The 20,894-nt window shown below is 71.6% G+C and carries 16 protein-coding genes; 12 read left to right on the plus strand and 4 right to left on the minus strand.

From position 1 onward, the window contains the following. Positions 1-34 precede the first annotated feature (34 nt). The 4 genes from C6Y14_RS04235 to C6Y14_RS04250 all read left to right on the plus strand — a co-directional run bounded on the left by C6Y14_RS04235 (position 35) and on the right by C6Y14_RS04250 (position 6,339). On the plus strand, positions 35-1,420 hold the full coding sequence (locus tag C6Y14_RS04235) for an endo-1,4-beta-xylanase (RefSeq protein WP_107015195.1): 1,386 nt from the start codon (positions 35-37) through the stop codon (positions 1,418-1,420). Positions 1,421-1,603: 183 nt separating this feature from the next. After that, entirely contained in the window at positions 1,604-2,050 is a 447-nt protein-coding gene (locus C6Y14_RS04240) for a PPOX class F420-dependent oxidoreductase (RefSeq protein ID WP_107015032.1), read from the plus strand. 148 nt (positions 2,051-2,198) lie between these two features. Next, entirely contained in the window at positions 2,199-3,377 is a 1,179-nt protein-coding gene (locus C6Y14_RS04245) for a S1 family peptidase (protein WP_107015033.1), read from the plus strand. 508 nt (positions 3,378-3,885) lie between these two features. Then, positions 3,886-6,339, plus strand: coding sequence for a GH92 family glycosyl hydrolase (locus C6Y14_RS04250; RefSeq protein ID WP_107015034.1), 2,454 nt, complete (start codon positions 3,886-3,888; stop codon positions 6,337-6,339). A 105-nt stretch (positions 6,340-6,444) separates the two neighbouring features. Here the strand turns inward: C6Y14_RS04250 and C6Y14_RS04255 are convergent, their stop codons facing one another. Next, positions 6,445-7,272, minus strand: coding sequence for a DUF1206 domain-containing protein (locus C6Y14_RS04255; protein WP_107015196.1), 828 nt, complete (start codon positions 7,270-7,272; stop codon positions 6,445-6,447). Positions 7,273-7,449: 177 nt separating this feature from the next. On the opposite strand from C6Y14_RS04255, the gene C6Y14_RS04260 reads away from it, so the two are divergent. From C6Y14_RS04260 to C6Y14_RS43915, 5 genes are all read left to right on the plus strand, one after another. Next, positions 7,450-9,126 (plus strand): FAD-dependent oxidoreductase, encoded by a 1,677-nt coding sequence (locus C6Y14_RS04260; protein ID WP_107015035.1) that lies wholly within the window; start codon positions 7,450-7,452, stop codon positions 9,124-9,126. Next, positions 9,123-10,571, plus strand: a complete 1,449-nt coding sequence (locus C6Y14_RS04265; RefSeq protein ID WP_107015036.1) for an ATP-binding protein — start codon at positions 9,123-9,125, stop codon at positions 10,569-10,571. The genes C6Y14_RS04260 and C6Y14_RS04265 overlap by 4 nt, the downstream gene beginning before the upstream one ends. Beyond that, positions 10,568-10,924 carry a UBP-type zinc finger domain-containing protein gene (locus tag C6Y14_RS04270; RefSeq protein ID WP_107015037.1) on the plus strand — a complete coding sequence of 119 codons (357 nt, stop codon included), beginning with the start codon at positions 10,568-10,570 and terminating at the stop codon, positions 10,922-10,924. Before C6Y14_RS04265 ends, C6Y14_RS04270 begins: the two co-directional genes overlap by 4 nt. Positions 10,925-10,997: 73 nt before the next feature. Continuing rightward, the gene (locus C6Y14_RS04275; protein WP_225890880.1) at positions 10,998-14,036 is read left to right on the plus strand and encodes a helix-turn-helix transcriptional regulator; all 3,039 of its coding nucleotides are present in this window, start codon (positions 10,998-11,000) and stop codon (positions 14,034-14,036) included. A 368-nt stretch (positions 14,037-14,404) separates the two neighbouring features. Beyond that, positions 14,405-14,758, plus strand: coding sequence for a hypothetical protein (locus tag C6Y14_RS43915; protein WP_159074161.1), 354 nt, complete (start codon positions 14,405-14,407; stop codon positions 14,756-14,758). 37 nt (positions 14,759-14,795) lie between these two features. Here C6Y14_RS43915 and C6Y14_RS45670 read toward each other — a convergent pair whose 3' ends face one another. Further along, the gene (locus C6Y14_RS45670) at positions 14,796-15,527 is read right to left on the minus strand and encodes a DUF6624 domain-containing protein (protein ID WP_318658047.1); all 732 of its coding nucleotides are present in this window, start codon (positions 15,525-15,527) and stop codon (positions 14,796-14,798) included. 300 nt (positions 15,528-15,827) lie between these two features. On the opposite strand from C6Y14_RS45670, the gene C6Y14_RS04290 reads away from it, so the two are divergent. From C6Y14_RS04290 to C6Y14_RS04300, 3 genes are all read left to right on the plus strand, one after another. Beyond that, on the plus strand, positions 15,828-16,649 hold the full coding sequence (locus tag C6Y14_RS04290) for a helix-turn-helix domain-containing protein (protein ID WP_107015199.1): 822 nt from the start codon (positions 15,828-15,830) through the stop codon (positions 16,647-16,649). 3 nt (positions 16,650-16,652) lie between these two features. After that, positions 16,653-16,898 (plus strand): DUF397 domain-containing protein, encoded by a 246-nt coding sequence (locus C6Y14_RS04295; RefSeq protein WP_107015039.1) that lies wholly within the window; start codon positions 16,653-16,655, stop codon positions 16,896-16,898. A 148-nt stretch (positions 16,899-17,046) separates the two neighbouring features. Next, on the plus strand, positions 17,047-17,856 hold the full coding sequence (locus C6Y14_RS04300) for an SAM-dependent methyltransferase (protein WP_107015200.1): 810 nt from the start codon (positions 17,047-17,049) through the stop codon (positions 17,854-17,856). Between the two features lie 56 nt (positions 17,857-17,912). Here the strand turns inward: C6Y14_RS04300 and C6Y14_RS04305 are convergent, their stop codons facing one another. Beyond that, entirely contained in the window at positions 17,913-19,310 is a 1,398-nt protein-coding gene (locus tag C6Y14_RS04305; protein ID WP_107015040.1) for an FAD-binding oxidoreductase, read from the minus strand. Positions 19,311-19,474: 164 nt separating this feature from the next. Further along, a complete protein-coding gene (locus C6Y14_RS44820; protein ID WP_225890882.1) occupies positions 19,475-20,869 on the minus strand; it encodes a helix-turn-helix transcriptional regulator in 1,395 nt (464 codons plus the stop codon). Between the last annotated feature and the right edge of the window lie 25 nt (positions 20,870-20,894).

A 20,894-nucleotide genomic window follows, 5' to 3' on the forward strand; every position in this document is an offset into this window, starting at 1 on the left:
GCTCGAAACTTTCGACATCACAGAAGGGGACGACATGCTCACCCGTACGTTCACGGATCGCACGATCACGCCTCCGCCCCGCAGGTCACGGGCTCGAAGAGCCCTCGTGTTCGGCACGGCCGGGCTGCTCGCCTCGGCCGGCGTCACGGCTCTCGCGGGAACGGCCGCCGCGGCGAGCACGCTCGGTGCCGCGGCGGCCGAGAAGGGCCGCTACTTCGGTACGGCGGTCGCGGCGAACCACCTGGGAGAAGCGGCGTACGCCTCGACGCTCAACACGGAGTTCAACTCCGTGACCCCCGAGAACGAGATGAAGTGGGACGCCGTCGAGCCCAGCCGCAACTCCTTCTCGTACGGATCGGCCGACCAGATCGTCAGCCACGCCCAGAGCCGGGGTATGAAGGTCCGCGGGCACACCCTCGTGTGGCACTCCCAGCTGCCCGGCTGGGTCGGCGGGCTCGGCGCCTCCGACCTCAGGACGGCGATGAACAACCACATCACCCAGGTCATGACCCACTACAAGGGCAAGATCCACTCCTGGGACGTCGTCAACGAGGCCTTCCAGGACGGCAGCAGCGGCGCCCGGCGCAGCTCGCCCTTCCAGGACAAGCTCGGCAACGGCTTCATCGAGGAGGCGTTCCGCACCGCACGGACGGCGGATCCGGCGGCCAAGCTCTGTTACAACGACTACAACACCGACGGGGTCAACGCGAAGAGCAATGCCGTCTACAACCTGGTGAAGGACTTCAAGGCGCGCGGTGTGCCGATCGACTGCGTCGGCTTCCAGTCCCACTTCAACAGCGCGTCCCCCGTGCCGGGCGACTACCGGGCGAACCTGCAGCGCTTCGCCGACCTGGGCGTCGACGTGCAGATCACCGAGCTGGACATCGAGGGCTCGGGCACGGCACAGGCCAACAGCTACACCAACGTGGTGAACGCCTGCCTCGGCGTCTCCCGCTGCACCGGAATCACCGTCTGGGGTGTCACGGACAAGTACTCCTGGCGCGCGAGCGGCACACCGCTGCTGTTCGACGGCAACTACGCCAAGAAGGCCGCCTACACCGCCGTACTCACCGCGCTCGGCGGCAGCGGCGGGGGCGGGGGCGGAGGGGGCGACGCCGCCTGCACGGTCACGTACAGCAGGACGAACGACTGGAGCGACCGCTTCAACGGACAGGTGACGGTGACCGCGGGCAGTGCGGCCATCACCGGCTGGACGACGACCGTCACGGTGACCTCTCCGCAGAAGATCTCCACGAACTGGAACGGCACGCCCAGCTGGGACTCCAGCGGCAACGTCATGACCATGAAGCCCAACGGCAACGGGAGTCTCGCGGCGGGCGCGTCGACGAGCTTCGGGTTCACCGTCATGAAGAACGGCAACTCCTCGGCGCCTGCGATCGGTTCGTGCAGCGCGTCCTGATGCGTGCGGTGCCGGTACGGCGGGTGTGGCGCGGCGGTTTTGGGCGCCGCGCCGCGCTCGCCGTACCGGCTATCGACCACTGACCACTGACTACCGCCGACCGCCTGTCGCCCGTCGCCCGTCGCCCGTCGCCCGTCGCCCGTCGCCGGAATGTTCGGCGGGGGCGCGAGTGTTGCTCAGCGCATGACTGATGACGCCGGTTCCGGCCAGGACGCACTGCTTCGGCTCCTCTCCGAGTACGACGGCGGGGTGCTGACGACACTCAAGCGCGACGGACGCCCGCAACTGTCCAACGTCAACCACGCGTACTACCCCGCCGAGCGGATCGTGCGTGTCTCGCTCACCGACGGCCGCGCCAAGACGCGCAATCTGCGCCGCGATCCCCGGGTCTCGTACCACGTGACCAGCGCGGACCGCTGGGCCTACACCGTCGCCGAGGGCATCGCCGACCTCTCGCCCGTGGCCCGCGAGCCCGGCGACGAGACCGTGGAGGAGCTGATCCGGCTCTACCGGGACGTACAGGGCGAACATCCCGACTGGGACGACTACCGGGCCGCCATGGTCCGCGACGGCCGGCTCGTCCTGCGGCTGCGCGTGGAGCGCGCGTACGGCATTCCGCTCGCCCGCTGACCGGTTCCTCCGCCCGCCGACAACCCCTGTTTTTGGTCTGTACCTGACGATGGTCTGCCGCTAGGCTCTGCCTCGCACGGAGATGAGAGCGCTCTCATAGTTCAGCTGTTCCGCCCCCACCTTGCTGGAACAACGAAGGGCCATCGCCTTGAGACGCACCACGACCCTGAGCACCTGTCTGGCCTCCCTCCTCCTGATCGGCTCCTGGGCAGCCGTCGGCACCGGCTCCGCCTCGGCCGCCGCCGCCCCCGAAGCCGCCCCCACCTCCGCTTCGAAAGCTCCCGCTTCCAACGCCCTCATCGACGCCATGCGCCGGGACTTCGGACTGACGAAGGCCGGCGCGGAGGCTCGTCTCGCCGCCGAGAAGAAGGCGACCGCCACCGAACCGAAGGCCGAGCGCGCGGCCGGTGCCGCGTACGGCGGCTCCTGGTTCGACGCCGACAGCGGGAAGTTGACCGTCGCCGTCAAGGACGGCGCGTCCGCCGCCACGCTCGCCGCCGTGCGGGAGACCGGGGCGAGTGTCCGCACCGTCAAGTACAGCGCGCGGCAGCTCGACGCGGCCAAGGCGCGCATCGACAAGCTGACCGCACCCGACGGCGTCAGCAACTGGTACGTCGACGCGGAGTCCAGCTCGGTCGTCGTGGGCGTGGTCGGCGCGCAGCGAGCTGACAACGATGTCCGGGCGTTCCTCGCGAAGGCGCGGGCCGGCGGTTCGGTCGCCGTCACCGTCGAGGAGACCGCGGCGGCGCCCGAGACGTTCGCGGCCGGGACCGTCGGCGGTGACCCCTTCTACACCGGCAACGTCCGCTGCTCCATCGGCTTCTCGGTGCACGGCGGTTTCGTCACCGCCGGGCACTGCGGTGGGGCCGGGCAGGGTGTCAGTGGCTGGGACCGCTCCTACATAGGCAACATCCAGGGGTCGTCGTTCCCCGAGAACGACTACGCGTGGGTGAACGTCGGCAGCGGGTGGTGGACGGTGCCCGTCGTACTCGGCTGGGGCACCGTGTCCGACCAGCTCGTGCGGGGGTCCAACGAAGCGCCGGTCGGGGCGTCCATCTGCCGGTCGGGGTCCACCACGCACTGGCACTGCGGGAATGTGCTGGCGAAGAACGAGACGGTCAACTACAGCCAGGGTGCTGTGCGTCAGATGACCAAGACGAGTGTCTGCGCCGAGCCCGGTGACTCGGGTGGGTCGTTCATCAGCGGTGACCAGGCGCAGGGGGTCACTTCTGGTGGGTGGGGGAACTGCTCCACCGGTGGTGAGACCTGGTACCAGCCGATCAACGAGATTCTGAATCGGTATGGGTTGACGTTGCACACGGCGTGATGTTTGCGCGGGTTTGTCGGTCGGGCTCCGTCGCCGGGAGGTGGCGGGGTCCGGCCTTGCGTTTGCGCTCCGCTTGGGGGTGCCGTGTGCGAGTGCGGGTCGGTGGGGGCTGGTTGCGCAGTTCCCCGCGCCCCTAGAGGGGTGGCCGTTGCACGTCGGGTGACGGTCCGTGGGGGTTGCTCGCGCCGTTCCCCGCGCCCCTAGAGGGGTGGCCGCCGGATGTCGGGTGACGGTCCGTGGGGGTTGCTCGCGCCGTTCCCCGCGCCCCTAGAGGGGTGGCCGTCGGACGTCGGGTGACGGTCTGTGGGGGTTGCTCGCGCCGTTCCCCGCGCCCCTTGCGGGGGCGGGGGTGGGTGTTGTGGGTTCATCGGGTGTTCATCGCGGTTGTCGCTCACGTCGGTTCGGTGCGTGGGGTGGGGGCCTACGCTCGTCGGCGGCACTCCGCGGGGTCGGTTCGCTGTCAGGCCGCCGGCCGCGCCGCCCGTCCACACGGAAGGTTTCCTCGCACATGGTCCTCAGATCCATCGCCGGGTCGCGGAGGTTCGGCAGGAGAGCCGCCGCTCTCGCGCTGACCACCGCGCTCGCCGCCGCACTCCCGGGTCCGGTCTCCTCCGCGGCCGACGCCGCCACGGCCGCCGCACCGGCGCGTCCCACCGCGTACGTCGATCCGCTGATCGGTACGGCCAACGGAGGCAACACCTACCCGGGCGCCAACCTCCCGTACGGCATGATCGGTTGGTCGCCCACCAGTACCAGGGGTGACCAGACCAGTACGGGCGCGGCCAACGGCTACGAGTACGGGGCGACCCGGCTGCGCGGGCTGAGCCTCACGCATGTGAACGGCGCGGGCTGCAACCCGGGCGCCGCCGGCGACGTACCGATCATGCCGTTCGTCGGAGACGTCACCTCGTCGCCCTCGGCGGACACCACGGACGCCGTGTACGCGGCGAACTTCTCGCACGCCGACGAGCGGGCCGTGCCCGGCCGTTACTCCGTCGGGCTCGACTCCGGCGCCCGCGCCGACCTCGCGGTGTCGCAGCGGGCCGGTGTCGCCGACTTCACGTTCCCCGCCGACAAGCCCGCCAACCTGCTCTTCCGGGTCTCCAACTCGCTCAACGGGAGCGAGGACGCGGAGGTGAGGATCGACCAGGCCCGTCGCAAGGTGACCGGGTCGGTGCTCACGGGCGCGTTCTGCGGACGGCGTGCCAACGGCGGTGTCAACAACCGCAAGAGCTACTACCGGCTCTACTTCAGCGCCTCCTTCGACCGCGCTTTCTCCTCCACGGGTACGTGGAAGGACGGCACCCTCTCCCCCGGTTCCACCACGGGCGGTGGCGGCGAGGGCTACGCCACGGGCGCCGACCGCGCGGGCCGCGGCTCGGGCGGTTACGTCGGCTTCGACACCGGGTCCGACAACGATGTCCACATGCGGCTCGGCATCTCGTACGTGAGTCTCGCGGGAGCCGAGGAGAACCTGCGTGAAGAGATAGCGCCGCGGGCGAGCGTCGAGAAGGTGGCGGAGGCCGGGAGCCGGGCCTGGGACCGTGAACTGCGTTCCGTGCGGGTCGGCGGAGGCAGTGATGCCCAGCGGACCGCCTTCTACACCGCGCTCTACCACTCCCTCCAGCAGCCCAATCTGGTGAGTGACCGCGACGGCCGCTATCCCGGCATGGACGGGAAAGCTCATCGGATCGAGCGCGGTCAGGGGGCTCAGTACAGCAACTTCTCGGGCTGGGACCAGTACCGGGCGCAGATCCAGCTGCTCGCGCTGCTCAAGCCGCGTGTCGCCGGGGACTTCGCCCAGTCGCTCTACAACTTCGCCGAGCAGAACGGCGGGGTCTGGGACCGGTGGGTGCACATCAACGGCCCCACCCATGTCATGACCGGTGACCCGACGGCGGCCACGCTCGCCACCTTCTACGCCATGGGTGTCCGCAACTTCGACTACCGCGGCGCCTTCGACTCGCTGGCGAAGCAGGCCACCGTGCCGCACCCGGACGGGCTCTCCGACGCGGGCTGCCCCGGTCAGTGCACCGGCCAACGGCCCAACCTGGCCCAGTACATGACCTCCGGGTACGCCGCTCAGGACGTCTGCCACTGCTGGGGCGGTGCCGCCGAGACGCTGGAGGACTCGGTCGCCGACGACGCGCTCGGCCGCTGGGCGAAGCTGCTGGGCCGTGACGAGCAGGCCGCCCACTTCGCCGACCGGGGCGGCTGGTGGCGCAACGTCTACAACCCCGCCGCGACGGACGGGGCGGGCACCGACGGCTACATCCAGGCGCGCAACCTGGACGGGTCGTGGGTCACGCCGTTCAGTCCCGGCAGCGACCGCGGGTTCGCCCAGGGCACGAGTGCCACGTACACCTGGATGGTGCCGCAGGACGTGCAGGGGCTCGCCGAGGCCATGGGCGGGCGTGAGGTCGCGGCGCATCGGCTCGACGGTTTCTTCCACAAGGCCGACGGGTCCTGGTCGGTGAAGGGCGGCGACGCGCTGCGCTACGACCCGACCAACGAGCCCGGCATCCACGCCCCCTGGCTCTACAACGCGCTCGGCCAGCCGTGGAAGACCCAGGCGACCGTCCGGCAGATCGTCGACACCGTCTACGGCACGGGTCCCACGGGACTGCCCGGCAACGACGACCTCGGCACCATGTCCGCCTGGTACGTCTTCTCGGTCCTCGGCATCTACCCGCAGACGCCCGGCAGCGCCGATCTGCTGCTCGGCGCGCCGCTGTTCCCGCATGCCGTGATCGACCGGCCCGGGCGGACCGACATCGTCATCGACGCGCCCGCGGCCGACGCCACGCACGCGTATGTGGGCGGCGTGCGGCTCAACGGCCGTACGCACGACCGGTCCTGGACCGACGGCGGCCTGTTGCGGACGGGGGGCACGCTCAAGGTCACTCTGGCCACGGAGCCGAACACCACGTGGGCGACCGCGCCCGCCGGACTGCCCCGCTGATCAGCCGCTGAACATGGGTGTGGCCCCGGATCCGGATGACGGATTCGGGGCCACACCCGTGTTCGCTTCCCGTGGTCGCTTCCCGTGGTCGTTTCCCGTGGTCGGTCAGACCTTGCGGTACCTGGCCATGGCGAACGAGAACACGCCGAAGAGCATCAGGCCGACGGCTATCAGCACCAGCAGCCACGGCCCGGCCGGGGTCTCGGTGAACGAGCGCAGGGTGTCGTCCATGCCCTTGGCCTTGTCCGGCTCGTAGTCATAGGCCGCGCGGACCGCGAAGCCTCCGGCCACGGCGAACACCAGACCGCGGGCCACACCGCCGCCGACACCGGTCACGTCGACCGCCTGGCGCACCTTGCGTGACATCTCACCGAGCCTCATGTGCTTGTGGTACTTGCGGCGGATGGCCTGCACGGCCATCCAGACGCCCGCGCAGCCGATCACCACGCCCGCCACACCCACGAGCCACTGCCCGGCGGGCAGCTCCATGGCCTTGGCCGTGGCGTCCCGGGACTTGCCGTCACTGGAACCGCTGCCGCCGGCGCCCGCGGCGAAGGAGATCACGGAGTAGGCGACGAAGCCGTAGAACACGGCTCGTGCCCCCGACGCGACCCTCTTCTTCGCCTTGTTGCCGTCGGGGCCCGCGGCGCCGAAGACCGCTTCGGAGAGCCGCCACAGCGCCATGCCGACCAGTCCGACGGCCAGCGCCCAGAGCACGACCTCTCCGAAGGGCTTGCTCGCGACCTCCTGGAGCGCACCACCCTGGTCCGCCTGCTTTCCGCTGCCGCCGAAGGCGATCTGCAGTGCCAGCAGACCCACCAACAAGTAGATGACACCGCGCGCGGTGAAACCCGCCCGCGCCGCCCCCTCGATGGCCGGGGCCGCCTTGCGCTTCCCGGCCTGACTGCCTCGTGTCAACGTGCTTGCGTTCATCATTGCCTCCCGTCTCCGGTTGCCCCGGGTCGGCCGTACGACACCCGGCGGGCCCGGCCGGGCGGTACGTCCCTTTTCCGAAGCAGATCGGGGGGATCGAACATACGATGGGCGTGCAACTGGAAGGGCGTCGTGCGCATCCACGCGAGGACGCCGACCTCTCGGGGTGGGAGACGAATGGCACAGGGCACAGACGCAGCACGGACCGTCATCCTGACCGTGGACGACGACCCGGGAGTTTCGCGTGCCGTGGCCCGTGACCTGCGGCGTCGTTACGGCGAGACGTACCGTATCGTGCGCGCGGAGTCCGGGGAGAGCGCTCTTGAGGCGCTGCGCGAACTGAAGCTGCGCGGTGATCTCGTCGCGGTGATCCTGGCGGACTACCGCATGCCGCAGATGAACGGGATCGAGTTTCTGGAACAGGCCCTGGACGTGTACCCGAGCGCGCGCCGGGTGCTGCTGACGGCGTACGCGGACACGAACGCGGCGATCGACGCGATCAACGTGGTGGATCTGGACCACTACCTCCTCAAGCCCTGGGACCCGCCCGAGGAGAAGCTCTACCCCGTCCTGGACGACCTGCTGGCCGCCTGGCGGGCCTCCGACCACCGGGCCGTGCCGATCACCAAGGTCGTCGGCCACCGCTGGTCAGCGCGGTCGTCGGACGTGCGGGAGTTCCTGGCCCGCAACCAGGTGCCGTACCGCTGGTACTCGTCGGACGAGCCGGAGGGCAAGCGGCTGCTGGCCTGCGCGGAGCAGGACGGCGAGCGGCTGCCGCTCGTGGTCACCGCGGACGGGGCGGTGCTGGTGGAGCCCGACGATCAGCAGCTGGCCGCCCAGGTGGGTCTCGCCACGACGCCGACCGCCGAGTTCTACGACCTGGTCGTCATCGGCGGCGGTCCCGCCGGGCTCGGCGCGGCGGTGTACGGCGCCTCGGAGGGGCTGCGGACGGTCCTCGTCGAGCGCTCCGCGACCGGCGGACAGGCGGGGCAGAGCTCGCGCATCGAGAACTACCTGGGCTTCCCGGACGGGGTGTCCGGGGCGCAGCTCACCGACCGGGCGCGGCGGCAGGCGTCGAAGTTCGGCGCCGAGATCCTGACGGCACGCGAGGTGACCGCTCTGGAGGTCACCGGGGCCTCCCGCACCGTGCGGTTCTCGGACGGTTCGGCGATCTCCGCGCACTGCGTGATCCTGGCGACGGGCGTCTCGTACCGGCAGCTGGAGTCGCCGGGCGCCGGGGACCTGACCGGCTGCGGGGTCTTCTACGGGTCGGCGCTGACCGAGGCCCCCGCGTGCCAGGGGCAGGACGTGTACATCGTCGGCGGGGCGAACTCCGCCGGGCAGGCCGCGATGTACCTGGCCAGGGGCGCGAAGTCGGTCACCCTGCTGGTGCGCGGCCCGTCCCTCGCGGCGTCGATGTCCCATTACCTGATCGAGCAGATCAGCAACGCGCCGAACATCTCGGTGCGCACCGGGACGGTCGTCGACGCGGTGCACGGTTCCGACCATCTGGAACAGCTCACCCTGCGCGATCTGGCGAGCGGCCACACCGAACTCGTCGACGCGCAGTGGATGTTCGTGTTCATCGGCGCCGCCCCGCTGACCGACTGGCTGGACGGCACGGTCCTGCGGGACGAGCGCGGGTTCATCGTCGCCGGGCCCGACCTGGCGGTCGGCGGGGAGTCGCCGCCCGACTGGGAGCTGGACCGGGCGCCGTACCACCTGGAGACCAATGTGCCCGGGGTGTTCGTGGCGGGTGACGCGCGCGCCGAGTCGGCCAAGCGTGTCGCCTCCGCCGTAGGAGAGGGAGCCATGGCCGTGATGCTCGTCCACCGGTATCTGGAGCAGTCATGAGCGGGCGGCCGATGCCGTGCGACATCAAGGAACTCGGCACACTGTTCCTGTTCGAGAAGCTGGACGCCGAGCAGTTGGGGCGGCTGTGCGCCGAGGGCCGGGTGGAGCTGTTCGAGCCCGGTTACGTCTACGAGGAGGGCGAGCCGGCCACCTGCTTCTTCGTCCTCCTGGAGGGCACGCTCGTCATGTCGCGGCGGGTCGGCGGCGACGACGTGGAGATCAACCGCACTTCCCAGCGCGGGGTGTACGCGGGCGCCATGCAGGCCTATCTCGCGGCCCCCGAGGAGGCCCGCTACAAGGGTTCGCTGCGGGTCACCGAGCCCTCGCGGTTCTTCATCCTGCCCGCGGAGACGTTCTCCGCGGTGCTGCGGGAGTGGTTCCCGATGGCCGTGCATCTGCTGGAAGGGCTGTTCTTCGGCAGTCAGAACACCCAGCGGACCATCGGGCAGCGTGAGCGGCTGCTGGCGCTCGGCTCGCTGTCCGCGGGGCTCACGCACGAGCTGAACAACCCGGCCGCGGCGGCGGTCCGGGCCACGTCCGCGCTGCGGGGCCGGGTGGCCGGGATGCGGCACAAGCTCGGCATGATCGCGGCGGGCCCCTACGCGCGCGACGCCCTGGAGACACTGGTCGAGATCCAGGAGCGTACGGCGGAGCAGGTCGCCAAGGCCACGCCCCTGAGCCCGATGGAGGCCTCCGACCGGGAGGACGCGCTGGGCGACTGGTTCGACGACCACGGCATCGCGGGCGGCTGGGAGCTGGCGCCGACGTTCGTACAGGCCGGGCTGGACATCGACTGGCTGGACCAGGTGGCGGCGACCGTGGACGAGGGGACGCTCGAAGGCGCGGTCCGGTGGCTCAACTACACGGTCGAGACCGAGTTGCTGATGAACGAGATCGAGGACTCCACGACCCGCGTCTCGAACCTCGTGAACGCGGCCAAGCAGTACTCTCAGCTCGACCGGGCTCCCTACCAGGTCGCCGATGTGCACGAACTGCTCGACAGCACCCTGATGATGCTCGCCGGGAAGACCGGCCCCGGCGTCCGGATCGTCAAGGACTACGACCGGTCGCTGCCCCGGATCCCCGCCTACCCGGGCGAGTTGAACCAGGTGTGGACGAACCTCATCGACAACGCCGCCTCGGCGATGGGCGGCGAGGGCACGCTCACCGTGCGCACCGCGCTCGAACGGGAGCAGCTGCTCGTCGAGTTCCGTGACACGGGGCCCGGGGTGCCTGAGGAGATCCGCGGCCGGATCTTCGACCCGTTCTTCACCACGAAGCCCGTGGGCGAGGGCACCGGGCTCGGTCTCGACATCTCCTGGCGCATCGTCGTGAACAAACACCACGGGCATCTGCAGGTGCACTCCGAGCCCGGTGACACCCGCTTCCAGGTCTTCCTGCCGCTCACCGCGGAGGAATCCGACACACCTCAGGAGACGTCATGACCACCTCGGACACCGCCGGAATCGAGCCGGGCGTGCCGCCGAGCGGCACGGGATGCGTCGAGTGCGAGGCAGCGCAGGGCTGGTGGTTCCATCTGCGGCGCTGCACCCAGTGCGGTCACGTCGGCTGTTGCGACGACTCGCCCTCGAAGCACGCCACGGCCCACCACCAGAGCACGGGCCACCCCTTCATCCGGAGCTTCGAGCCGGGCGAGGCCTGGTTCTGGAACTTCGAGACGTCCGAACTGTACGAGTCCGGGCCCGACCTCGCCCCGCCGCTCAGCCACCCCGCCGACCAGCCCGCACCCGGTCCCGCGGGACGCGTGCCGGCCAACTGGGCACAGACACTCCGCTGACCTGAGCCGGGGCCGGGGCAACGGCGAAGCCCAGGACCAGGGGACTGTCGGTGGCGCGTGCCAGGATGGATCCGTGTCGACCACCGCATTCACCACGCCGCTCAACGGACCCTTCATCGGGCCCTTCATCGGGCGCGCGGACGAACTCGCCCGGCTGACCCAGGTCCTGGACCGGGCCCGGGTGGGTGAGGCACGGGCCGTGCTGGTCGCCGGGGACGCGGGGGTCGGCAAGACCCGGATGCTGGCCGAGGCCGCCGGGCAGGCCGCGGCGGCGGGCACGACGGTGGTCACGGGGCACTGCGTGGACCTCGGTGACGTGGGTCTGCCGTATCTGCCGTTCACCGAGATCCTGGGTGTGCTCGCCGGGGACGAGCGGTTCTCCGGCACGCTGGCCGCGCATCCCGTGGTCGACCGGCTGATCGGGCACGGCGGGGACGGGGCGCGGGACGCGGGCGGCCGTCCGCAGCTGTTCGAGGGCATGGCCGCGCTCCTGGCCGAACTGACCCGCACCGCCCCGCTGCTGCTGGTCCTGGAAGACCTGCACTGGGCGGACCAGTCCTCCCGCGACCTGCTGCGTTTCCTGCTCAGCCGGGGCGTCCTGGGCGGGGCGGGAAGCGCGGGCGGCGCGCTCGGTCAGCGGCTCGCCGTCTTCGCCTCGTACCGCGCCGACGATCTGCACCGCAGACATCCCTTGCGTCCCCTGCTCGCCGAGTTGGTGCGGCTGCCCGCCGTCGAGCGGCTGGAGCTGCGACCGATGCCCGACGTGGAGGTGGACCGGCTCGTCCGCTCGCAGCGGACGGCGCCCGTCCCCGATGCCACGATCCGCCGCATCGTCGAGCGCGCCGAGGGAAACGCCTTCTACGCCGAGGAGTTGCTGGCCGCCACCTCGGAGGCCGCGCCCGGAGCCGCGCCCGCCGTGCCCAGCGGGCTGGCGGACGTGCTGCTCAGCCGCTTCGAGCAACTGTCCCCGACGGCACAGCAGGTACTGCGCACGGCGGCGGTCGCCGGGCGCCGCGTCGAGCACGATCTGCTGCGCGACGCCGTGCAACTGCCGGAGGAGGAGCTGGAGTCGGCGCTGCGCGAAGCCGTCGGGCGGCAGCTTCTCGTCGCCGGCGGGGGGTCCGAGTCGGGCGGTAGCTCCGGTGGGGACAGCGCCTACTCCTTCCGGCATGCCCTGATCCGTGAGGCGGTCTACGCCGATCTGCTGCCGGGTGAACGGGTGCGGCTGCACCGGGCGTTCGCCCACGTACTGGCCGGGCGGGGCCTGCCGGCCGAGTGCGCCGCCGAGCGCGCCCACCACTCACGCGAGAGCCATGACCTGCCCGACGCGCTGGCGGCCTCGCTGGAGGCCGCCGACCACGCGGCGCGGGTCCGCGCGCCCGCCGAGGAACTGCGCCACCTGGAGGCGGCCCTCGACCTGTGGTCGGCGGTCCCCGCCGACGCCCGGCCCGAAGGCTTCGACACGGTCACCCTCACCCTGCGCGCCTCGGCGGCCGCCGCCCACGCGGGCGAGACCCACCGGGCCGTCTCGCTCACCCGGGCCGCGCTCGCGCGCATGGGCTCCGACGAGGACTCCGAACTGGCCGCCAGGGTCCGCTACACGCTCGCGGGCAACCTCATGCGCATCGACAGCCTGACCGCCGCGTTCACGTACAGCAGTGAGGCCCTCGCGATGATCCCCGCGGACCCTCCCTCGCGTACCTGGGTGTGGGCCGCGTCCACCCACGTCATGGCGGCGCGCTACGTGGGCGACGACGCGACCGCCCTCGGCGTGGCCCGCCGGGCCCTGGGCATCGCGGAGGAGCTGGGCATACCCGACGCACGGGCCGACCTGATGATCTCCCTCGTCGGACTGGAGGGAGCGGGCCGGACCACCCCGGAGGGACGGGCCCGGCTGCGGGAGGCACGGGAGCTGGCCCGGCGCGCGGGGAACACCTCGATCGAGATGCGCGCGCTGTTCAACCTCTCCATCGGCTCGTACGAGTCCGGTGACCTGGACGAATGCCTGACCTGGCTCTCCGACGGGCTGGAGCGCGCGGGCCGTGCGGGGCTGCTCGCCTCGCCCTATCCGCTGGAGATGCGCTACCTGCGTTCCCTGGTGCTCTACTCCCTGGGCCAGTGGGACGCATGTGTCCGCGCCGCGGAGAGCGACGCCGAGCGGCTGCCCGCGGCGGGCGGCTACGCGATCGGCCCGGCGCTGTCGGTGGCGCTGGCACGCGGTGAGCAGGGGGCGGCCGAGCGGGCCGGGGCGCTCCTCGACGGACCGTTCGACTGGATGGCCACCCTGGTCGCGGGCATCCTCCTGACCGACGCGGCGGTCCTGCGCCACGATCCCGAGGCGGCCGTCGCACAGGTCCGTACGAGCGTCGCGGCCCTGGTCGACGACTCCGGCACGACGCCCGATGTCGTGGTGCGGCTCGCGGCGCTCGCCCTGGCCACGGTGGCGGACGCCACCGTGGCCGCCCGAGCGGCGGGCGACGAGGAGGGTGTGCGGCGCTGGTCGGCGACCGGGGCCGAGCTGGTGGGGACGGCCCGGGTCACGGCGGCCGAGGGCGAGGACGGTTCGCCGCAGGGGCCCGAGGGCCGGGCGTGGCTGGCGCGAGCGGAGGCCGAGTGGGCGCGGGGCCTGGAGGAGAGCGGGGCCGCCGGGGAGAGGGCGGAAGCCTGGGAGAAGGCGGTCGAGGCGTTCGGTTACGGGGACGTCTACGAGCAGGCCCGCTGCCGGGTCCGGCTCGCGGAGGCTTTGGTGGCGGCGGGCCGGCGCGAGGAGGCCACCGGGCAGGCGCGGGTGGCCCGGGACACGGCCGTCCGGCTGGGCGCCGTGCCGTTGCGTGAGGACGTGGAGCGGCTGACCCGCCGGGCCCGCCTCGCGGAGACCGCCTCGGTGGCGGGCGTCCCCGCGCTGACCGCCCGGGAGAACGACGTCCTGCTGCTGCTCGCGCGTGGCCGCACCAACCGGCAGATAGGCGAGGAACTGTTCATCAGCGGCAAGACGGCGAGCGTGCACGTCTCCAACATCCTCGCGAAGCTGGGCGCCGCGAGCCGCACGGAGGCGGTGGCGATCGCGTACCGCGAGGGACTGGTCCAGCCGGAACCGACCACCTCGGGCTGACCACCTCGGGCTGACCACCTCACGGACCTGGGAACGGCTCGACGGGCGGTCGGCGCCAGCGGATCGCGGGCGGATCGACAGACGGGTTCGACCGGCCGTGGGCGAGCTGATCGCGGCCGGCCCCACGGGCGATCGGCGGACGGATTGGCGGGCGGCTCGACGAGCGGATCGACGGGTGGCCGGCGGGCGGATCCGTGTGTCGGTGTGCGGGTCCGGTGGGGCTCAGCGGCTGCGGGGTCCGGCGGATGGCTGTGTCATGGAGACAGGCTCACGCGGGGTCGAGCCGCCGTTTGTGTCCAGGGCAACCGGTTACACGAGCGGATGGCCCGCATTCGTACCAGCACAAGCACAAGCAAAGGTGGCTGTTCATGACGTCCGGCACGCATCTCGCTCTGACGCTCACTCTCACCGGCGGTTCGGCCGCCGACGCGCGGGCTGTCGTCCACACGCTCGAACCCGGCTTCGGCTCGCCGGACACCCTGCCCGGCGACGACGGCGCCACGGTCTACACGGCCACCTTCGGCAACGGCGGTGGCGGTGGTGGTGGTGAGAAGCCGTCCGGCGAGGCCAAGCTCTCCACGTCCGTCACCGTCACCCTGCAGGGCAGCCCGGAGGCGGTGCGCCAGGCCGACGAGGCCCTGTCGGCGGCCTTCACCGTCCATGAGGAGGGTGCGGCTTCGGGCGACCAGGAGCAGGAGCGGGAACTGCGCCTCGAACCGTAGGCCGCCGGCGCCCGCTCACCCGTCGGGCTCAACGGCCTCACCCGCTGAGCCGTAGCGTCCGCATCTGTTCGTCGAGGGGAGCGAGACCGACATCGCGGCGCCGCTCGTCGAGCGTCTCGGGCCTGCGGACCGGATACGGGCAGCAGGTCACGGGGTCGACCCGGGTTCCGTAGAACTGCGGCTGGCCCAGTTCCACGGCGCAGTGGTCGGCGATGTACGCGTGATGCGGCGCCGGGCAGCGGCCGTCCGCCACGGCCTGGGCGATCAGGTCACGGCACACGACCTGGAAGGCGAGATCCGGGGCGTGCAGCAGGATCATCAGGGCCGCGGTCGAGGCGGGTGCGCCGACCAGGTCCGCGGTCGGCCAGGCGTGGCGCCGGACGATGGCCCTGAGGGCCTCGGCGTTGCCCTTGCGGCACTTCGCGAGACGCTGCCACGCCGCCGGAGTCGGACTGCGCTGCGCCGCTCCCGTCACCCGGTGGTCCTCGTCCACGCGGCGGACGAGTTCGCGGGCGAGGGCGGTCGCAAGCGCCGGGAGAACGACCGGGTGGCCGTCCCGTACCTCGTCGTGGGCGAGCCCTGTGCGGCCCTCATCGGTCGCGTCGGTCGTGTCGGTCGCGTATCCCCTGCGCATCTTCCCCACCCCGTCGTGGGTCTCTTCCGTCCCGTAGGGCACGCGGTTCGCCCGTTCACCGCGAGGCGGGTGGCCCGCGGGCGCCGAGGCCGCGGCGAACACTCCGCCCGGGTTCCTCGGTCGTCCGTCACTCACGGTGGCCATCCAGGTCTCGCGTCATGCTGCTGCGGGCTCACCCGACCCACCGGGGCGCCAAGTGCGCTGCGCGCCCGCGCTGTTGTGCGCCGTGGGCGCCGGACTGTGCGGCACGTCACTCGGTCCCTATGATTGCGTACACACTCAACCCGTAACAAGCGTTCTGATAATTTCAGAACGTTCCGCACGGCCCTGTCTGTGTCAGTCACTGCGTGGCACACTGCTGGCTGTGACGGCCGTACCGGGAGGTAGGACGTGAGCGACAACCGCTCCGGCGGCAGCGCGCCGACCGTCCTGCGGATGGTCCTCGGGAAGCGGCTCCGGCACCTGCGGGAACAGGCGGGGATCTCCTTCGAGGACGCCGCCCGGGCCATCGAGGTCACCCCTTTGACGGTCCGTCGGATAGAGAAGGCCGAGGTCGGCCTGCGCATCCCGTACGTCAGGGAGTTGCTGCGCACCTACGGAGTTCCCTCCTCGGAGGTGGACGACTTCCTCACGATGGCCCGGGAGGCCAACCGGCCCGGCTGGTGGTACTCCTACCGCGACGTGCTGCCGGACTGGTTCAGCGCCTACGTGAGCCTGGAGAGCGAAGCCAGTGTCATCCGTCTCTACGAACCCCACTACGTCCCGGGCCTGTTGCAGACGCACGACTACGCGGCCGCGCTGATGCACGTCGGCTTCCCCAACGCGACCAAGGAGGACGTCGCCCGCCGCGTCGACCTGCGGCTGCGGCGTCAGGACCTGCTCGCCAAGTCCGACGCCCCGGCGGTCTGGGCCGTCCTGGACGAGACCGTGCTGCGCCGGCCGGTGGGCGGGGCCGAGGTGATGCGGGCCCAGATCGACCGGCTGACCGAGGCTCTGGACATGCCGAAGGTCCGGATCCAGATACTGCGCTTCTCGGTGGGCGCGCACCCCGGCGCGTTCGGCCCGTTCCACTACTTCCGCTTCGGTTTCTCCGAGCTTCCCGACGTCGTCTACACGGAGAGCCTCGTCGGCTCGGTCTATGTGGACCAGCCCGCCGACGTCGTGACGTACCTCGAAGTGCTGGACCGGATGTCCGTGCAGGCGGAGCCGGTCGCCCGGACCAGGAGCATTCTCGACGAACTGCGTGAGGAGTTGTGAGCCATGACGTCCATGGATCCCGTCCACAGCGGCATGCCCGCCCATGAGCTGGGCACCGAGGGCTGGGAGAAGCCCTGGAGCGGCACCAACGGCGGCAGTTGCGTCGAGGCCAAGCGGCTCCCCGACGGGAGCGTCGCCCTCCGCCAGTCCAGGGATCCGGACGGGCCCGCGCTGGTCTACAGCCGGGACGAGATGATCTCGTTCCTGGAAGGCGCGAAGTCCGGCCGGGCCGACTTCCTCGTCGACTGACCCGCGCTCGGCAACCGGCCGGGGCGCGTCGGCACTCCCGTACGCCCGCCCGAACGGTGTGCGCACGCTGGACGCGTCAACAGAGCCTTCACACAGCGCAGTTGACGCTACGTTGGGTATGACCGCCGACGCACGGCAGGAGATCCCCATGGCAGACGGCCAGCACATCCCCGACCAGGACGCCCTGTCGAAGATCGACACCTCGGTGCCGCATTCGGCCCGCATCTGGAACTACTGGATGGGCGGGAAGGACAACTACGAGGTCGACCGGGTGGCGGGGGACGCGTATCGCCGGATCGCGCCGAACATCGAGACGATGGCCCGCGCGTCCCGCGGTTATCTGATCCGTACCGTGACGTTCGTCGCCGGTGAGCTGGGCATCCGCCAGTTCCTGGACATCGGCACCGGTCTTCCCACGTACGACAACACCCACCAGGTCGCCCAGCGCGTGGCGCCCCGGGCCCGGATCGTCTACGTGGACAACGACCCGCTGGTGCTGCGGCACGCCCAGGCGCTGCTCACCAGCACGCCCGAGGGTGTCACCGACTACATCGACGCGAACCTGCACGAGCCCGAGGCGATCATCGAGGCGGCGGGCAAGATCCTAGACTTCACGCAGCCTGTCGCGCTGATGCTGATGGGCATCCTGGGTCACATCCAGGACTACGAGGAGGCCAGGTCGATCACGCGCAGCCTCCAGGCCGCCCTGCCGTCCGGCAGCTACTTCGTGCACTACGACAGCACCGACACCGACGCCGAGCTGAAGCGCGCCCAGGAGGGGTACGACGACACCGGCGCCGTACCGTACGTGCTGCGCAGTCCCCGGCAGGTCGCCGCGTACTACGAGGGACTGGAGCTGCTGGAGCCCGGCATCGTCTCCTGCCCGCTGTGGCGTCCCGAGCCGGGCACCGACCCGCAGCCGACGGACGTGTACGGAGGCGTCGCCCGCAAGCCCTGACGCCCCCGTCGGCGCCAGGGCCCTTCCGCGGACGGTCGGTGAGCTCGTGCGGGCGGTCAGGAGCGTGCGGCCGGCTGGATGTTCTGGTTCAGCCGGAACAGGTTGCCCGGGTCGTGGTCGGCCTTGATGCGGGCCAGACGCGCGTAGTTGTCGCGGTAGCTGGCGCGCACCCGCTCCTGTCCCTCGTCCATCATCATGTTCACGTACGCGCCGCCCGCCGAGTACGGGTGCAGGGCCTCGAAGTAGTCGACGGTCCACTGCCTGATGAGGTCGGCGTTGGCCGGGTCGGGGTCCACCCCCGCGTACACCGAGGCCCAGCGTGCGTCCCGGTAGCTCCAGGCGGTGTCCGTCGGGGCGTGGTCGTGGACGGCGCCGTCGATCGGGTACAGGTGGAACGTCGACTTGAGCGTGGGCAGTCCGGCCCCGAACTTGGCGTGCTGGTCGATGGCGTCACCGGGGATCTCGTTGACGAAGTCGGCACGCCAGTACCACTGGTCGCCGGGCGGGTAGAGCCCGTCGAAGGCCGACTGGATCGCGGGGTGCGGCATCGGCGCGGGCCCGTGCAGCATCGGTTCGGGGAGCGCGTCGAGCAGGGGCGCCATCAGACGGGCCGCCGTGTCCGCGTCGTCCCCGGCGTAGCACCACACCACACCGCAGGCCTTGCGTCCCTGGATCTCCTCGGGGAACGGCGGGGCCGGCGGGACGGCGCCGAACAGGAAGAAGCCGTTCAGTTCGCGGGGTGCGTGGGGGATGAAGTCCCGGTAGGCGGTGAGGACTTCGGCGGCCGATTCGACGGGCCAGAAGGTGGGCCCCGCGACGACGGTGCTCACCTCGTGCAGCCGGAACCGGAACGAGGTGACGACGCCGAAGTTGCCTCCGCCGCCACGGATCGCCCAGAACAGGTCGGCGTTGTCGTCGGCGTTCGCGCGCACCTGGGTGCCGTCGGCCAGTACGAGGTCGGCCTCCTGGAGATTGTCGATGGTCAGCCCGCACCTGCGGCTGAGGTGGCCGAGGCCGCCGCCCAGGGTGAGGCCGCCGACGCCGGTCGTGGAGATGATGCCGCTCGGGGTGGCCAGGCCGTGCGCGTGGGTGGCACGGTCCACCTCGCCCCAGACGCAGCCCGCGCCGACGCGGGCCGTCCTGGCGCCGGGGTCGATCTCGATGTCCTTGAGCGGCGACAGATCGACGACCACGCCGTCGTCGCAGGTCCCGAGGCCCGCTCCGTGGTGCCCGCCGCCGCGGACCGCGAGCGGCAGGTCGTGGTCGCGGGCGAAGCCGACGGCCCGGGCCACGTCCTCGGCACTGGCGCAGCGTGCCACCAGGGCGGGCCGCCGGTCGATCATCGCGTTGTAGACGGCGCGTGCCTCCTGGTAGCCGGGGTCGTCCGGGCCGGTCAGCCGCCCCTCGAACGCCGTGAGTTCCTGGCGGGCCGCCTGTGCGGGTGTGACGGACATGGCATCCCCCGATCCGGGGCCCGTTCGCCGAGCCCCTCCGATGGGCCTGTTCTAGTCCGGCGGCCCGGAGGCAGCTATCCGTCCCCACCACTCAGCTCGGCGTCCTCACCTACCTAGGTCACGCTGCGTCTGTCCAGGTACGCCTGCATCCAACGTACCCCCGCCTAGGGTTCGCGGCCCGGCAGGATTCCGAGCTCCGTGGCACGGGCGGCGGCCTCGCGCCGCGAGCGGGCACCGAGCTTCTCCAGGACGGCGGCGACGTGGTTGTCGACGGTACGGACCGACACGACGAGCCGCTCGGCCATCTCCGGGTTGGTCAGGCCCTGGGCCAGCAGCCGCACGACCTGCAGCTGCCGCTCGGTGAGTCCTGCGGGGTTCTCCCGGGTGGTGGCGAGCGGTCCGCGTGGGATGTGGCGGACGCCGAGGTGCCGCAGCTCGGAGCGGACCAGCCGCGCCAGGGGTTCGGCGCCGAGCGCGTCCAGGCCCGCGAGGGCGGTGAGCTTGTCGCTCGGGTCCGGGCTCTCGGCGAGGGCGGCGGCCCGCTCGTACGGGCAGCCGGCCGTCTGCCACAGCCGGGCCGCCTCCCGCCAGCGGCCGGCGGTCTGGAGGGCGTACGGGTGGTCCGAGCCGTCCGGCGGTACGGGGTGTCCGGCCCTGGTGAGCCAGTGGCCGAGTTCGGCGCGGTGCGGGACGGCGTTCAGCAGGCGTGCCTGCTCGAAGGCCGTGCCGGCCAGTTCGGCCACCGCCGCGTGATCGCCGCGGAGCCAGGCGGCCTCGGCTCGGGCGGCGGCGACCGGACCGATGCGCTGCAGTTCACGGGTGCGCACCGCGATCTCCCATGCCTCGTCGAGCAGTTCGTCGCCGCCCTCGCGGCCCCGCCGGACCCGCACCCGGGCGAGGACGGTCAGCGCGGGGCAGCGGGCGGGGACGAAGTCGTGGGCGCCGATCTCGGCGTGGCGCTCCGCCTCGTCCCAGGCGCCCGCGGCGAACTTCCGCAGCCCCATGGCCACATGGAGATAGCTGAGGAAGCCGACGTGCTCGGCCCGGTCGGCCAGCTCCATCCCGGGAGCGAGGTAGCGGTCGGCCTCGGCGTGTTCGAGGCGTTCGAGCAGCGTCCAGATGAGGTTGGCGTACGAGCGGCAGGCGTGTTCGACCTCGCCCGCGGCCAGCGCGACCCGCAGGCTCTCCTCCAACTGGGCGCGGCCCAGCGGGTCTCCGGCACGCCAGCGAGCGGTGCCGACGTTGTTGAGGGCGTGCGCGAGGATCGCCTTGTCACCCGTGCGGCGGGCCAGGACGATCGCGCGTTCACCGAAGTCGATGGCGGGTCCGGTGCGTTCGGACAGCATGTGGAGCTGGGAGGTGTTGCTGAGCGCGAGTGCGAGCAGCCGTTCGTCGCCCGCCTCCTCCAGGACGGCGATGGCCTCCCACGCGGCGCGCTGCGCCTCGTCGGCGTTCCCCGCCCACCAGTGGATACGGGAGAGCCAGCGCAGGTCGGCGCCGAGCGCGCGGGTGTCGCCGAGGAAGCGGCGCAGCGCGACCGCGTCCCGTTCGGCGTCCACGGCGGCCGCGGAGTCGGCGATGGTG

The organism is Streptomyces dioscori, assembly GCF_003024195.1.
Lineage (GTDB): Bacteria > Actinomycetota > Actinomycetes > Streptomycetales > Streptomycetaceae > Streptomyces > Streptomyces dioscori.

Excerpts from the sequence above, each read along its gene's own strand:
- C6Y14_RS04255 (WP_107015196.1), bottom strand. The coding sequence starts at position 7,272 with ATGAACGCAAGCACGTTGACACGAGGCAGTCAGGCCGGGAAGCGCAAG.
- C6Y14_RS04240 (WP_107015032.1), top strand. The coding sequence starts at position 1,604 with ATGACTGATGACGCCGGTTCCGGCCAGGACGCACTGCTTCGGCTCCTC.
- C6Y14_RS04295 (WP_107015039.1), top strand. The coding sequence starts at position 16,653 with ATGACGTCCATGGATCCCGTCCACAGCGGCATGCCCGCCCATGAGCTG.
- C6Y14_RS04300 (WP_107015200.1), top strand. The coding sequence starts at position 17,047 with ATGGCAGACGGCCAGCACATCCCCGACCAGGACGCCCTGTCGAAGATC.
- C6Y14_RS04305 (WP_107015040.1), bottom strand. The coding sequence starts at position 19,310 with ATGTCCGTCACACCCGCACAGGCGGCCCGCCAGGAACTCACGGCGTTC.
- C6Y14_RS04265 (WP_107015036.1), top strand. The coding sequence starts at position 9,123 with ATGAGCGGGCGGCCGATGCCGTGCGACATCAAGGAACTCGGCACACTG.
- C6Y14_RS04290 (WP_107015199.1), top strand. The coding sequence starts at position 15,828 with ATGGTCCTCGGGAAGCGGCTCCGGCACCTGCGGGAACAGGCGGGGATC.
- C6Y14_RS04250 (WP_107015034.1), top strand. The coding sequence starts at position 3,886 with ATGGTCCTCAGATCCATCGCCGGGTCGCGGAGGTTCGGCAGGAGAGCC.
- C6Y14_RS04235 (WP_107015195.1), top strand. The coding sequence starts at position 35 with ATGCTCACCCGTACGTTCACGGATCGCACGATCACGCCTCCGCCCCGC.
- C6Y14_RS43915 (WP_159074161.1), top strand. The coding sequence starts at position 14,405 with ATGACGTCCGGCACGCATCTCGCTCTGACGCTCACTCTCACCGGCGGT.
- C6Y14_RS04270 (WP_107015037.1), top strand. The coding sequence starts at position 10,568 with ATGACCACCTCGGACACCGCCGGAATCGAGCCGGGCGTGCCGCCGAGC.
- C6Y14_RS04260 (WP_107015035.1), top strand. The coding sequence starts at position 7,450 with ATGGCACAGGGCACAGACGCAGCACGGACCGTCATCCTGACCGTGGAC.